Genomic DNA, 14579 nt, shown 5'->3' on the forward strand with positions numbered 1-14579 from the left:
TCTGCCCGATGATGTCCAGCACCTTCGACCAGAACCATCCGGACCTGGAGGCCGCGCGCAAGCGGATCGAAGAGCTCATCGGGGAGATCATGGAGCGCGCCATGGCGGCCGGTCAGCTGCGCACCGACGTGGACGTGGGTGACGTGATGGTCGTCGCGTCCCAGCTCAGCCGTCCTCCGGCGGGCACGGCGTGCATGAGCATCGACCGCTTCGTCCACCGCCACCTGCAGCTGTTCCTGGACGGACTGCGGGCCCCGGCCCCCTCCGAACTGCCCGGCAAGGCCGCGACGATGGAGGACCTGCGCCGATCCTGACCGATTAGTTCATCGCGTCACCCGAGTCATCACTCGGAACAGACGCAACAGACGCAACGCGACAGACTCGACAGACTTTCGGCCGTCAGCGTTGACGAGCCGGTCCCCTTTCACACACTTTTTCCGTCACGAAGTCCCGAAGTGGGTATCTCCATGTCCGAAACAGCCCAGGCTGCCGCCGCCAAGGCGCCGGCTCCCGACTCCAACCGCTGGAAGGCGCTCACGTTCATCGCGCTCGCCCAGCTGATGGTCGTGCTCGACGCGACCATCGTGAACATCGCCCTCCCCTCCGCCCAGCAGGACCTGGGGATATCCGACGGCAACCGCCAGTGGGTCATCACGGCCTACGCCCTGGCCTTCGGCGGACTGCTCCTCTTCGGCGGCCGGATCGCCGACATCTGGGGCCGCAGGAACACCTTCGTCACCGGTCTGATCGGCTTCGCCGCCGCCTCCGCCCTGGGTGGCGCGGCGACGAACGAGGCGATGCTGCTCGGCTCCCGTGCCCTGCAGGGTGCCTTCGGCGCACTGCTGGCGCCCGCCGCGCTCTCCCTGCTCGCGGTGATGTTCACCGACGCCAAGGAGCGCGCCAAGGCGTTCGGCATCTACGGTGCGATCGCCGGTGGCGGTGGCGCCGTGGGTCTGATCCTCGGCGGCTTCCTCACCGAGTACCTGGACTGGCGCTGGACCTTCTTCGTGAACATCCCGTTCGCGATCGTCGCCGCCCTCGGCGCTTACTTCGTCATCCGTGAGCCGTCCGGCAGCCGCAACCGCTCGCCGCTCGACATCCCGGGCGTCGTCCTGTCCACCCTCGGTCTGGTCTCCCTGGTCTACGGCTTCACGCGGGCCGAGTCCGAGGGCTGGAGCGACTCGCTGACGATCGGCCTGTTCGTCGCCTCGGCGCTGCTTCTCGCGACCTTCGTGTTCGTCGAGTCCAAGGTCAAGGCCCCGCTGCTGCCCCTGCGCGTCATCACCGAGCGCAACCGCGGCGGTGTCTACCTCTCGCTCGGCCTCGCGATCATCGCGATGTTCGGCCTGTTCCTCTTCCTGACCTACTACCTGCAGATCGTGAAGGGCTACTCGCCGGTCAAGACCGGCTTCGCGTTCCTGCCGATGATCGCGGGCATGATCACGGGCTCCACGCAGATCGGCGCCCGACTGATGACCCGCGTCCCGGCGCGGCTGCTGATGGGCCCGGGCTTCCTGCTCGCCGCGCTCGGCATGCTGCTGCTGACCCAGATGGAGATCGGCTCCTCGTACGCGGCGCTGCTCCTGCCGGCCATGCTCCTGCTCGGCCTCGGTATGGGTACGGCGTTCATGCCGGCCATGTCGCTGGCCACGCTGGGCGTCGAGCCGCGTGACTCCGGTGTCGCCTCCGCGATGGTCAACACCTCGCAGCAGGTGGGCGGCGCGATCGGTACGGCTCTGCTGAACACCATCGCCGCCTCCGCCACCACGTCGTACGTGGCCGACCACATCGGCGGCGCGTCCTCCCGCTCCCAGCAGCAGCTGGTCCAGCTGAAGGGCATGGTCGAGGGTTACACCAGCGCCATCTGGTTCGCCGTCGGCATCCTGGTCGTCGCCGCGGGTATCGCCTTCACCTTCATCAACGCCGGTCGCCCGGACATGAGTTCGGTCAGCGGTGACGGTGCGGAGGAGGAGCTGAGGGTTCCGGTGGTCGCCCACTGACCCCGGCCCCCGCTCCGCGGGGACCCCTCTTACTCCTCTTACCCCTTCGGGCCACTCCGTACGTCACGCGGGGTGGGGACGCCTCGTGACGTACGACTCCAGGATCTGCCCTGGTTCCGCTCAGCGGAGCCAGGGCAGATCCGCGCCCGCGTCCTTCGGCTGAAGGCCCTGGGCGACGATCTCCATCACGTCGTGGAGCGTCTGACGCTGCTCGTCGCTGATCCGGTCGAACAGCACCTGGCGTACGGCGGCCACATGGCCCGGTGCGGTGCGCCGGAGTACTTCCTGGCCCTGGTCGGTCAGGACCGCGAACTGGCCGCGCTTGTCCGAGGGGCAGTCCTCGCGCCGTACCCAGCCGTTCTTCTCCAGCCGGGCGATGGCGTGCGAGAGGCGCGAGCGGGTGATCTTCGCCTTCATGGCCAGCTCGGTCATCCGCAGTCGTCGGTCGGGGGCGTCGGCGAGGCCGACGAGCAGGCCGTAGTAGACGTGCGGCATGCCGGCGTCACGCTGGAGCTGGCGGTCGAGATGGTCCTCGAGAAGGGTGACGGCGTGCACGTAGGCACGCCACGTGCGCTGTTCCTCTTCGGTGAGCCAGCGGGGCTCCTCGTCGGATGTGGATGGCGTATTCATGTACTCCACTCTACGTTCCCCGTCCTTGAATTTTAAACCAAAACGATGTATGTTCAGTATGCGAGAAGCTTGAGACTTCAAGATGCAGACTTGAAGCAGGAGCGGTGAAGGTCCCAGAGGTCCCGGGAAGGGAGCAGTCGTCATGTCGGCCGGCATCCAGGAGCGCATGCCCGCGCTCTACATCAGTCACGGCGCGCCTCCCCTGGCGGACGACCCGATCTGGCCCGGCGAACTCGCCGCCTGGTCGGCGGACCTGCCCCGCCCCAAGGCGATCCTCATGGTCTCCGCCCACTGGGAGGAGGCCCCGCTCGCCATCGGCGCCATCGAAACGATCCCCCTCGTCTACGATTTCTGGGGCTTCCCGGAGCACTACTACCAGGTCGAGTACGCCGCCCCCGGCGCCCCCGAACTCGCCGAGTCCGTACGGAAGCTGCTGCGGGCCCCCGGCATGCCCGTCCAGGACGTCCCGGACCGTGGCCTCGACCACGGCGCGTACGTCCCGCTGGTGGAGATGTTCCCCGAGGCGGACATCCCTGTCCTGCAGATCTCGATGCCGACCCTCGACCCGGTGAAACTGATGGACATCGGGCGCAAGCTCGCCCCGCTGCGCGACGAGGGCGTCCTGATCGTCGGCTCCGGCTTCTTCACCCACAACCTGGCCGCCCTGCGGCACACGGGTCCCGGAGTGCCGACCTGGTCGAGCGAGTTCGACGACTGGGGCCACCGGGCGCTGGAGTCACGCGACGTGGACGGCCTGCTGGACTTCCTGAACAAGGCTCCCGCGGGCCGGTACGCCCACCCGCGCACCGAGCACTTCGCGCCGCTCTTCGTGACGATGGGCGCGGCCGAACTGGCCGGCGAGCTGGACTCCCAGAAGTCGGTCATCGACGGCTTCTGGCTGGGAATGGCCAAGCGCTCGGTGCAGTTCGGCTGACCCTCCGGCTCCTTGTTCGGCCCTTTTGGGCAGCCGCCCGGGGTCGAAAGGGCGACGGAAAGGGCGTGCGGAGGCGGGGGTGCTGCGGGAGCGGACTCAGAGCTCCTTCTCGTACCAGGCGACGTCCCAGTAGCGGCCGAACTTGCGGCCCACCTCGCGATACGTGCCGACATACCGGAACCCGAAGCGTTCGTGCAGCCGCACGGACGCTTCGTTCGGTGTCACGATCCCCGCGAGGGCGCGATGTACGTCCTCGCCGTCCAGCGCCTCGAACAGGGCCGTGTAGAGCAGGGTGCCGACACCGCGCCCGCCCGCGTCCGGCGCGAGATAGACGGTGACCTCGACGGTGGTGCCGTACGCCGGCTTCGCACGGAAGGCGCCGGACGTCGCGTACCCCAGAATCCGCTGTGAGTCCAGATCCGTGGCAACCATCAGGCGGTGTGGGCCGTCTTGGGGGTAGGAGAGCAGCCAGGGGCGGCGCTCCTCAGGTGTGAAGATTCTGGTGTCGAAAGTCGTGGGCGTGTCGCGCACGTAGTGGTTGTAGAGCTCGGTCAGACCTTCGAGGTCATCCTCGATCCCTGGCCTGACCTGCACCTTCGTGAATTCCGACGACATCACGCCTCCTCTGCGGCGGCACAGGGTACTGCAAGATCAGAAAAATAGGGGGACGGGTTGGGAATTCTGTCCTGATTCCAGTCGTTGTTTCCTTCGGAAGCTGGGCACGCGAGGAGTGTGCTGAGCGTTCAGTAACCAACAGGGATACCCAGGACCACCCGCTGGCCCACCATCGCAAGGGAGCAAGCATGGCAACCCGTGCCGTCGCCCGTCGTACGTCGTCCGCCACCGGCGGGACCGTCGGCGGCGCACGCAGTGTTCGCGCCCATGGCGGCGAGATCGCCGACCGCGACCTGGTCGGCATGTACTTGGACGAGATAGCCCGCACCCCGCTGCTCGACGCCGCGAAGGAGGTCGAGCTGTCGCAGACCATCGAAGCCGGTGTCTTCGCCCGCCAGATCCTCGACGGCGAGGCGGAGGCCGAGGCGGACGCCACCGTCGAGGAGCTGGAGGCGCTCTTCGCCGAGAGCGAGCGGGCCAAGGACATCTTCATCCGCTCCAACCTCCGGCTGGTTGTCGCCGTGGCGCGCCGTTACCCCCGCAGCGGCCTGCCCCTTCTCGACCTGATCCAGGAGGGCAACGCCGGCCTGGTGCGCGCGGTCGAGAAGTTCGACTACCGCAAGGGCTTCAAGTTCTCGACGTACGCCACCTGGTGGATCCGTCAGGCCATCACCCGTTCCATCGCCGACCAGTCGCGCACGATCCGCCTTCCCGTCCACCTGGTCGAGGAACTGGGCCGGATCCGGCGCGTGCAGCGCGAGTTCAACCGTAAGAACGGGCGGGACCCGGAGCCCGCGGAGATCGCCGCAGAGCTGGACACGAACGCGGCGCGCGTGGTCGACGTCCTGGACTGGGCGCGCGACCCGGTGTCGCTGAACATGGCGGTGGACGACGACGGAGACACCCAGTTCGGCGACCTCCTGGAGGACACGTCGGCGGTTTCGCCCGAGCAGTCCGTCCTGACCCTGCTGCGCAGCGAGGAACTGGACGACCTGATCGGCCGCCTCGACCAGCGCACGGCGTCCATCATCAAGATGCGGTACGGCATCGTGGACGGCCGGGAGCGCACGCTGACGGAGGTCGGCAAGGAACACGGACTGACCCGTGAGCGGATCCGGCAGATCGAGAAGCACGCGCTGCTGGAGCTGAAGAAGCTGGCCCACGACACGGGCTTCGACGCGGCGGCGTAGTCGCCACGGAGTGGCCGCGGCCGTCGACAGGGCCTGATGGACGTACCGGATCCGGCGGGTGGGGGCGCACACGAGCGCTCCGCACGCCGGGCGGCGTACGACTGTTGGGGGTCGCGTGCGCGGGGTGGCGGAAGGCCGCGCAAAGACAGTGGTGCGAGGCTGCTTTAAACCACCGGGTCCGGGGCACAAGAACTCCGGGCCCAGGACTTCGGGTCCGGACGGCAACGCCTCGGGCCCCCTGAGCCGAGTCCCGACGCAACCCCCCCCAGCGTCGGGGCTCATCCCGAGCCGGGCTTCGGCACCTACCCCCCCCAGGTGCCGGGGCCCGGCTCTTTTGTGCCGGGCGGACAAAGGGCGGGGCACCCCGTACCTGAACCCCGGGGTGGCCCGCCGAATGGCAGATTGTGCCACAGCGGCATCCCACGGCGTCCGTGTCCGGACGGCGCTCACCCGGCCAGGACGACTCCTCGCGACCCACACGCCTTCGATGCCAAGGACTCCGCCGGGACCTTCCGTGGAGCGGCGCGTGTTCCTGAGGCCGGCCGGTAGGTCAGCTGCCTGCCGCGCGGGCCATACGAGCGCCCAGCTCCCTCAGCCGTACGACCAGTTCGGCGGGCTCCCGGACCGTGAACTCGCAGTCGACCGACGCGAGCCGCACCGCCAGCCACTCCACCGGATCAGCGACCGAGGCACGGACACGACAGCTGTGCTCGTCGAGGGCTTCGGGGACGCCGAGCCACGCGGGGAGGCGTGCGGCGACGAACGCGGCCGGGGCGGCGAACGTCGCCTCGAACACGTACGCCTCCTGCCGTGCGTGCATCGACTGGCGCAGGTACTCCGCCGCGTCGCCCGTCGGCAGCTCGCGCGGGGCGAAGCGGGCGCCCGTCGCGAGGGGGTCGCTGACCCGGTCGACGCGGAAGGTGCGCCAGTCGGCGCGGTCGAGGTCGTAGGCGACGAGGTACCAGCGGCGGCCGGTCGACACGAGCCGGTGCGGCTCGGTCAGCCGCTTGGTGGGGGTGCCGTCCTTGGCCCGGTAGGCGAACCGCAGCCGTTCCTGGCCGGCGATCGCCGAGGCCATCACGGTCAGTGTCTCGGGGGCGATGACCGCGCCGTCTCCGCTGGTCAGCGGGGTGGTCGCGGCCTGGAGCGTGGAGACGCGCCGGCGCAGCCGGGACGGCAGAACCTGCTCCAGCTTGGCCAGCGCCCGTACGGAGGCCTCGTCCAGCCCCTCGACCGCGTGCCCGGCGCCCGCCCGCAGCCCGACCGCGATCGCCACCGCCTCCTCGTCGTCGAGCACCAGCGGCGGCATCGCCTTGCCCGCGACGAGCCGGTACCCGCCGTCGGAACCCTTGCTGGCCTGCACGGGATAACCGAGTTCGCGCAACCGGTCGATGTCCCGCCGGACGGTACGCCGGGACACCCGCAGCCGGTCGGCGAGCTCACCGCCGGGCCACTCACGGGGCGTCTGGAGGAGGGAGAGGAGCTGAAGGAGCCTGGCCGGGGTGTCCGTCGTCATGGATACGAGGATGCCGTACCACTAGGACACGATCTGACCTAATGGGGTCCTAGGTTGGCGACATGAACTCCACCGAGACCCCTTTGGGCACGCCGGACGTCGTGCCGGACCGGCGGCGCTGGTTCGCCCTCGCCATCGTGATGACCGCGGCCTTCATGGACCTCGTCGACGTCACGATCGTCAACGTCGCGATCCCGTCGATCCAGCAAGAGGCCGGCGCCTCCTTCAGCCAGATCCAGTGGATCACCGCGGGCTACGCGCTCGCCTTCGCCGCAGGCCTCGTCACCGGCGGACGGCTCGGTGACATCCATGGCCGCAAGCGGCTGTTCCTCGTCGGCATCGGCGGCTTCACCCTCGCCTCCGCCCTCTGCGGCTTCGCCGCGAACCCCGAGATGCTGGTCGCCTCACGCATCCTTCAGGGCGCCATGGCGGCGATGATGGTGCCGCAGGTCCTGTCGATCGTCCACGCGACCTTCCCGGCGCACGAGCGCGGCAAGGTGTTCGGCCTCTTCGGCGCGATCGTGGGCCTGGGCGCGGTGACCGGTCCGCTGCTGGGCGCACTGCTGACGGAGTGGGACCTGTTCGGCCTCGGCTGGCGCCCCATCTTCCTGATCAACCTGCCGGTGGGCATCGCCGGCTTCATCCTGGGCCACCGCTTCATCACGGAGTCGAAGGCCCCGAAGGCCCTCAAGCTGGACCTGGTCGGCGTCGCCCTCGTGACCCTGGGCCTGCTGATGCTGCTCTACCCGCTGACGCGTGGTCGCGAGCTGGGCTGGCCGCTGTGGGGGTACCTGTCGATGGCGGGCGCGCTCGGTGTCTTCGGCGCGCTGGTGGCGTACGAGAAGCGCAAGGCCCGGATCGACGGTTCTCCGCTGATCGAGCTGTCACTGTTCAAGGTGAGGAGTTTCGCCGCGGGCATCGCCGTACAGACCGTCTTCGGGGTCGGCCTGGGCGTCTTCTTCCTGGTCTGGACCCTGTACATGCAGGCCGGTCTCGGCTGGAGCCCGCTGCGGGCCGGGCTGACCGGCGTGCCCTTCTCGATCGCGGTGTCGGTGGCGGCCGGGATGTCCGTCCAGAAACTGGTCCCGCGCTTCGGCCGCAAGGTGCTCCAGGCGGGCGCCCTGCTGATGGGCCTCGGCGTGCTGATCTACATCTGGGAGTCCGGCCACTACGGCCTGGCCATCGCCTCCTGGCAGATGGCACTCCCGCTGGTGGTCATGGGCGCCGGCATGGGCCTGATCGTCGCCCCGCTGACGGACGCGGTCCTCTCGGAGGTCCCGAAGGAACACGCCGGGTCGGCGTCCGGCCTGATCAACACCGTGCAGCAGATGGGCTACGCGCTGGGCCTCGGCCTGGTGTCGGTGGTCTTCTTCGGCACGATGAACGACCGACTGACCCAGACCGAGGTGGGCCCGGCGTTCGTGGACGCCTTCCAGAACGCGCTGGGCTGGGTGGCCGGCCTGATGGGCGTGATCTTCCTGGTGATGTTCGCGCTGCCGGGGCGGGGTGCGGGGCCGGTGCAGCAGGCGCATGACCATGACCGTGAAGACACTCCGGTACGGGACTACGAGTCCCAGCCGGTCGGGTGACGTCCGTGCCGATGCACCTCTGCCCGTCTCCCATGGTTGTGTGGGCGGCGGGCGGTGGTCATTTCCGGACCGATGATCGTGTGCGGTGTGCTGAGTGGCAGGTGCGGTCTGGTCAGAGCGGCAGGGGGACGATATCGAGGGTCATCCGCTGATCTTCGTCTGCGGCCAGGCTCACGATCGGGTGCCCGCGGCCCAGCCTCCGCTTGAGGCGTGCCAGAGTCTGCGCGTGGAGCGTGTCCGCCTCTCGTACTCGGCCCACCGAGCGCAGATCCATCGCCAGATTGGTGGCGCAGACCAAGGACGAGGGATGGCTTGAACCCAACACCTCTCGATATCGGCTCAGGGTCTCGGTGTCCAGCTCCAGTGCGCGGGCCGGTTTCCCAAGTGCGTGCTGGCAGCTGGCCAGGTTGGTGCGGCAGACCAGCGTGGAGGGGTGGTCCTCACCGAGGGCTGCGGCGAACGTCCGCAGGGCTGGTTCGGTGATCCGCTGAGACGCCGTGACGCTGCCTAGGGCGCGGTAGGTGTTCGCCAGGCTGACTGCTGCCGCCAGGGTGTGCGGATGGTAGGAGCCGTAGAGGCGATTGAACCTGCACCAGACCTCGGTGCCCAGGTTCAGTGCCCCGTCCAGGCTGGCGCCCTGGCGCATGCTCACGGTCAGCTCAAGGGTGGCGGCCATGGATTCAGGGTTGTCTTCGCCGTAGCGGCGGACGAGTGCAGCGCGCGCTCGGTCCGCCCTGGCGGAAGCCTCCCCATGTTCGCCGGCGTAGCGCAGAGCTGTCGCGAGGTGGCGGAAGCAGGAGAGGGTGAGGGGGTTGTCGTTGCCGAGTGCGGTGGCAGCCTGCTCGGCGATCTCGCGGTGGTACGTCAACGCGGAGGAAAAATCACCGAGCTCGCGTGCGTCGACGATCAGACCCAACCAGGTGCGCAGCGAGCTCACATGGTCCTGGCCGAGAATCTCGGTCCAGCTGTGCCACGTCTGCTCGTCCAGTGTGCGAGCCCCGGCGAAGTCGCCGACGAGACGCAGGCTCACGCCGAGGTTGTGCGCCGCCCGCAGGGTCTCCGGGTCGTCGGGGCCAAGCAGCTGCTGGTACTGCTGGTGCACGGACCGGGACAGATCAAGGGCCTCACCGAACGCGCCACGTACCCGGTGGTCGATGGCGACGTTGCCGAGCGCGTCGATGGTGTCCTGTGCCTCGGACCCCATCTGTCGCCGATAGGCCTCCAGCACGGTGGAGTTGAGCGCGGCGGCCTCCGGGTAGCTGCCCATGTTGAAGAGCAGGAATCCCAGCCACTTCGCGATCATCAGGGTCTGCCCGTGCTCCTCGCCCAGCTCGCGTGACCACGTTTTGTGCGCGGTGCGGGCCAACGTCAAACAGGACTCGTAATCGCCCCAGCGCAGCAGCGCGATGACCTCGTTCACGACGAGGTTGCGCACGCAGCTGTCCTCGGACTGGACCGCGTCGGAGACGATCACGTGCGCATAGAGCGAGCCATAGTGTTCCCATCGTTCCGCGCTGTCGGGGTCGTTTGGGTCGCTCGCCGCCAGCAGCAGATGGGCGCCGCGTCGCATCAAAATCCGGTCCTCCTCGGTCATCCGGAACAACAGTGCCGCCTGCACCAGCCGGTGCATCTGCAGGGAGTTGTTGCGGTGGTTGAAGCGGGCCAGTGAGTAGCGGCCGATCTCCCGGATCACCTGGCCGAGCCGGATCGGGTCCTCCAGCGCCGAGTCCAGTTCGGGTGCGATGGAGCCGCGTGGCATACGGGCGAACAGGGTGCGCGCGATCGGTTCGGGCGCGTAGAAGGAGCAGACCTGGAGCAACTGGTACGCGGCGGGGTTCTTGGCCTCCAGCTGGTCTAGGGAGATGTTCCAGGCGGCGATCACCGGAGGCTGGGTGTCCATTGGCGCGGTGCCCCGCAGCAGGTCGACGCGTTTCTCGGCGAGCAGTCGCAGATACTCGTCGACGAGCATGCCGGTCTCGGCGTGCCAGGCAGCCGCCTGCTCGATGGCGAGGGGCAGGTCGCCCAGTGCCTCGGCGAGCCGTTCGGCGTTCTCGTTGCTGATCTCCGGTCCGCGCACCCGCAGCAGCTGCTTGCTCTCCTCGCGCGTGAAGACGTCGACCTCCAACGGGCGGGCGATGCTCGCCCAGTGGGGGTTGCGGGAGGTGATGAGGATGTTGCCGGGCCCGCCGACGGGGAAGAACTGGCGTACCGCTTCCGGGCTTTCGGCGTTGTCGAAGACCAACAGCCAGTTCGTATAGGGCACTCCGATCCGCAGCGCCTCCAGAACGGCGGCCACGGTCGAGGGCAAGTCGCCGCTGGGCGGCAGACCGAGTCGTGGGGCGAGTTCCACCAGCGACATGGAGATCTGCGTGGTGCGCTCGGCGGAGATCCACCAAACGACGTCGTACTCAGCCATCCTGCGGTACAGGTACTCCACGACCAACAGACTCTTGCCGACTCCTCCCATGCCGTGCAGGGCCTGGGGCAGAACGGCGGTGGCCTTCCGCGCGATCTGACGATGCAACTGCTCCAGGAGCTCTTCTCTGCCAGTGAAAGTGGGAATTCGCGGCGGGATGCTGCCCCAGACTGTTGGCGTGTGCCTACCACCGTCCACGTCCGAGGGTTCGTCCGGCATTAGAGGCCTCCCTGCGTACCGATCGACTCCGTCACGGATGTTTCAGGTCAAGCTGTTCCCTGTTCCCCTCCGAGGGGAACAGCGGTGGCGCGGTGGGTTTGGAACGGCCGCTGTTGGCCCCGCCTATCCCGGCCAGCAGTTGACGGTGGGCCTGTTCGCTGGTCAGTCCCACCAGGTCGATGAACACCACTGAGGCCAGCAGCCCTTGCGGGGTGCACGAGGCGATTCGCACCGGGACGAGCTTGCGCTTGAAGCCGGCGGGATCGGCGCCCACGGCCACCTGCCACTCCTGCCGTCCGTACACCGACTTCAGATAGTCGGGGGACAGGACGGCTATCGTGCGTTCGTACTCGGTGACGCCTCTCTCCATGCCCGTGTGCCAGTTGCTGCCCGGTACGAAGTCCCACTCCTGGACCAGGACACCGAAGCCGGCTTCCTCCAACTCCCAGGCGATCCACACCGCCCACCGGCGGTCGGCAGACGTGTAGGAGATGAAGAAGTCCTTGCGGCCTCTGTCGTTCCGGGCGACGGTCGCTGACTCGGCGGCGGAGCCCGACCTCTGGTTGCGGGGTTCACTGTCACGCTCGTCGACGAGGCCGGCCACCCGCCGCGTGGCCTCGGTGCCTGGCTCAAGCGCCCGTATCGCCTCCGCGAGGATCCGTAGACCACCGGGTTCGCGGGCACAGGCGCGGACGATTTCCACGCACTGGAGCATTGCGGATGCCGTTCTGTTGAGCGCCAGATCGCGGCCCAGGGCATCGCCGGTCAGCCAGATGAGCAGCTCCCTCTGGTGCGGATCGGCGAAAACCCCCGAGCTGAGGACCGCCTCGACCATGTCCGTCTGCCAGTGACGATCCGGGCGGGCGAGCCCGCCCTGGTCCGTGGTGTCCACTGAGCCTCCCCCCGGAGAAAACCCGCCCGACCCCTAGAGTACGGAAGTCGTAACGTTGAGTCACGGCCTTGGTCGGCGCAAACTCGCGCCCCTTCCCCATGCCCGTTCATGTCCGCCCGGCGCCCGAACCTGTTTACTTTCCGGCAATCCGGGCGTAGCCTCCGAGAGAATCCACAAAGTCGGGCATCGGGCGGAGGTAAACGGACATGTACGCACCGGAGCGGCAGCAGGAGATCCTGCGGCTCGCCCGTGATGGCGGGCGGGTGGACGTGCTGTCTCTCGCCGAGCAGTTCCAGGTCACCGCGGAGACCATCCGGCGGGACCTGAAGGCTCTGGACCGCGCGGGCCTCCTGCGGCGTGTGCACGGCGGGGCCATACCGGCCGGTCGCCTCGACTTCGAGCCGGACCTCACCGAGCGGGAGTCGACCTACGCCGACGAGAAGGACCGTATCGCCAAGGCCGCCCTCGCCGAGCTGCCCACCGAGGGCACCCTGATCCTCGACGCCGGCTCGACGGTCGCGCGCCTCGCCGCCGCCATCCCGCTGGAGGCGACGCTCACCGTCGTCACGCACAGCCTTCCGATCGCGGCCCGGCTCGCCGACCATCCCGGCATCCAGCTGCACCTCGTCGGGGGGCGCGTCCGGCACCGTACGCGCGCCGCCGTGGACGCCTGGGCGCTGCGGGCGTACGGCGAGATCCGCGCCGACGTCCTGTTCGTGGCCGCCAACGGGTTCTCCGTCGAGCACGGGCTGACCACGCCCGACCTCGCCGAGGCGGCTGTGAAGCGGGCCGCCGTGGACGCCGCCCGGCGCGTGGTGCTCCTCGCCGACTCGACGAAGCACGGACAGGAGCACTTCGCCCGCTTCGGGGCCCTGGGAGACGTGGACCTGCTGATCACCGACAACGGTCTGAGCCCCGAGGACGCCAACGACATCGAGCGCGGCGGCACGGAAGTGCAGTATGTCTAGAAACGAGTGCGCATGATCCTCACCGTCACCCCCAACCCGTCCCTCGACCGCACGTACGAGGTCCCGTCCCTCGACCGCGGCGAGGTCATCCGGGCCACCGGCGAGCGGATGGACCCGGGCGGCAAGGGCGTCAACGTCTCGCGGGCCGTCGCCGCCGCCGGGCAGCGCACCGTGGCCGTGCTGCCGCTGGGCGGCGCGCCCGGGGCGCTCGTCGCCGACCTGCTCCACGCCCAGGGCATCGAGGTCGCGCCGGTACCGGTCGCGGGCGGGACCCGGTCCAACATCGCCCTCGCAGAAGCCGACGGCGTCCTGACGAAGATCAACGCACCCGGTCCCGAACTCTCCGCCGCCGAGCAGGAGTTGCTCCTGGAGACCGTGCGCCGGCAGTCGGCCGACGCCGACTGGATCGCCTGCTGCGGCAGCCTCCCCCGGGGACTCGGCCCGTCCTGGTACGCCGACCTCGTCGCCCGTACGCACGCCGCGGGCGCCCGGATCGCCCTCGACACCTCGGGGCCGGCCCTGCTGGCGGCACTGCGCGAGCGGCCCGACGTCGTCAAGCCGAACGCCGAGGAACTGGCGGAGGCCGTCGGCCGTCCCCTCGCCACGATCGGTGATGCCGTGAAGGCCGCCGAGGAACTGCGCGAACTCGGCGCGGGCGCGGTCCTCGCCAGCCTCGGCGCCGACGGCCAGTTGCTCGTCAACGGCACTGGTACCTGGTTCGGCAGCGCACGCGTCGACACCGTACGCAGCAACGTGGGCGCCGGTGACTCCTCGCTCGCCGGCTTCCTGATCGCCGGCGGCAGCGGGCCCGGGGCCCTCGCCTCCGCCGTCGCACACGGCGCCGCCGCCGTCCAGCTGCCCGGCAGCGTGATGCCGACGCCCGCCGACCTGGACCCGTCCGCCGTGACGGTGACGAGCGAGGTGCCCGTGGACCGCGTACTGAGGGAGCCCGTGTCATGACGACTCGCTCCCCGGACGGCTGTCCCCCTGAACAGGCCCTGACGCGGCGGGGTTCCCCCGGCCCCGCCGCAGCCACCCTCCTCCCCATGAACCCCCACCGCATCACCCGCACCACCCCCGTCCCCAGCCCCGCCCACCCCTTTCCCCGGGCGATACGCGTGCGAAGGAGCCCGCGATGAGCGAGATGATCACCGCGGACCTGGTCGACCTCGACCTGTCCGCCCAGACCAAGGACGCGGCGGCCCGTGCCCTCGCCGAGCGCATGGTGGCGAAGGGCCGGGTGACCGACCTCGACGGTTTCCTCGCCGACGTGGCCGCCCGTGAGGCGCAGATGCCGACCGGCCTCGACGGCGGCATCGGCATCCCGCACTGCCGAAGCGCACACGTGACCGAGCCGACGCTCGCCTTCGGGCGCAGCGCCGCCGGGATCGACTTCGGCGCGGCCGACGGACCGGCCGACCTGATCTTCCTGATCGCGGCCCCGGCCGGCGCCGACGACGCCCACCTGACGATCCTCTCGTCCCTGGCCCGGCAGCTGATGAACGACGAGTTCACGGCCGCACTGCGCTCCGTGGGCGACGCGGCGAGCGCCGCCGCGCTGATCCGCGGCGACGCGCCCCCGGCCGCGGACACCGAAAACTCCGCGGCGG

At 69.3% G+C, this 14579-nt stretch carries 13 protein-coding genes; 8 read left to right on the forward strand and 5 right to left on the reverse strand.

All coding sequences use genetic code 11. The features are described 5' to 3' along the window. The coding region (locus tag STRTUCAR8_RS36015; RefSeq protein WP_006381216.1) for an SbtR family transcriptional regulator at positions 1–314 on the forward strand (314 nt) is incomplete at its 5' end. 153 nt (positions 315–467) lie between these two features. Then, on the forward strand, positions 468–2000 hold the full coding sequence (locus tag STRTUCAR8_RS36020; protein WP_044473492.1) for an MFS transporter: 1533 nt from the start codon (positions 468–470) through the stop codon (positions 1998–2000). A gap of 120 nt (positions 2001–2120) precedes the next feature. Here STRTUCAR8_RS36020 and STRTUCAR8_RS36025 read toward each other — a convergent pair whose 3' ends face one another. Continuing rightward, on the reverse strand, positions 2121–2630 hold the full coding sequence (locus tag STRTUCAR8_RS36025) for a MarR family winged helix-turn-helix transcriptional regulator (RefSeq protein WP_044473493.1): 510 nt from the start codon (positions 2628–2630) through the stop codon (positions 2121–2123). Positions 2631–2772: 142 nt separating this feature from the next. On the opposite strand from STRTUCAR8_RS36025, the gene STRTUCAR8_RS36030 reads away from it, so the two are divergent. Then, complete coding sequence (locus STRTUCAR8_RS36030) at positions 2773–3564, forward strand: dioxygenase family protein (RefSeq protein ID WP_006381213.1); 792 nt, start codon at positions 2773–2775, stop codon at positions 3562–3564. Positions 3565–3660: 96 nt separating this feature from the next. On the opposite strand, the gene STRTUCAR8_RS36035 is transcribed toward STRTUCAR8_RS36030, so the two are convergent. Further along, complete coding sequence (locus STRTUCAR8_RS36035; protein WP_006381217.1) at positions 3661–4179, reverse strand: GNAT family N-acetyltransferase; 519 nt, start codon at positions 4177–4179, stop codon at positions 3661–3663. 188 nt (positions 4180–4367) lie between these two features. Here STRTUCAR8_RS36035 and STRTUCAR8_RS36040 point away from each other — a divergent pair, with 188 nt between their 5' ends. After that, the gene (locus STRTUCAR8_RS36040; protein ID WP_006381220.1) at positions 4368–5369 is read left to right on the forward strand and encodes a sigma-70 family RNA polymerase sigma factor; all 1002 of its coding nucleotides are present in this window, start codon (positions 4368–4370) and stop codon (positions 5367–5369) included. Between the two features lie 550 nt (positions 5370–5919). On the opposite strand, the gene STRTUCAR8_RS36045 is transcribed toward STRTUCAR8_RS36040, so the two are convergent. Next, positions 5920–6885, reverse strand: coding sequence for a helix-turn-helix transcriptional regulator (locus STRTUCAR8_RS36045; RefSeq protein ID WP_006381218.1), 966 nt, complete (start codon positions 6883–6885; stop codon positions 5920–5922). Between the two features lie 62 nt (positions 6886–6947). Between STRTUCAR8_RS36045 and STRTUCAR8_RS36050 the strand changes: the two genes are divergently transcribed. Further along, positions 6948–8474 carry an MFS transporter gene (locus STRTUCAR8_RS36050; protein WP_006381211.1) on the forward strand — a complete coding sequence of 509 codons (1527 nt, stop codon included), beginning with the start codon at positions 6948–6950 and terminating at the stop codon, positions 8472–8474. A gap of 112 nt (positions 8475–8586) precedes the next feature. Here STRTUCAR8_RS36050 and fxsT read toward each other — a convergent pair whose 3' ends face one another. Beyond that, entirely contained in the window at positions 8587–11109 is a 2523-nt protein-coding gene (fxsT, locus tag STRTUCAR8_RS36055; RefSeq protein ID WP_006381209.1) for an FxSxx-COOH system tetratricopeptide repeat protein, read from the reverse strand. Between the two features lie 31 nt (positions 11110–11140). After that, a complete protein-coding gene (locus STRTUCAR8_RS36060; protein WP_006381215.1) occupies positions 11141–12001 on the reverse strand; it encodes a toll/interleukin-1 receptor domain-containing protein in 861 nt (286 codons plus the stop codon). Between the two features lie 206 nt (positions 12002–12207). Between STRTUCAR8_RS36060 and STRTUCAR8_RS36065 the strand changes: the two genes are divergently transcribed. The 3 genes from STRTUCAR8_RS36065 to STRTUCAR8_RS36075 form a co-directional block, all read left to right on the forward strand. Then, positions 12208–12969 (forward strand): DeoR/GlpR family DNA-binding transcription regulator, encoded by a 762-nt coding sequence (locus STRTUCAR8_RS36065; protein WP_006381221.1) that lies wholly within the window; start codon positions 12208–12210, stop codon positions 12967–12969. 12 nt (positions 12970–12981) lie between these two features. Continuing rightward, a complete protein-coding gene (gene pfkB / locus STRTUCAR8_RS36070) occupies positions 12982–13929 on the forward strand; it encodes a 1-phosphofructokinase (protein ID WP_044473491.1) in 948 nt (315 codons plus the stop codon). A 175-nt stretch (positions 13930–14104) separates the two neighbouring features. Further along, the coding region (locus tag STRTUCAR8_RS36075; protein ID WP_006381212.1) for a PTS sugar transporter subunit IIA at positions 14105–14579 on the forward strand (475 nt) is incomplete at its 3' end.

It is taken from the genome of Streptomyces turgidiscabies Car8 (assembly GCF_000331005.1).
Lineage (GTDB): Bacteria > Actinomycetota > Actinomycetes > Streptomycetales > Streptomycetaceae > Streptomyces > Streptomyces turgidiscabies.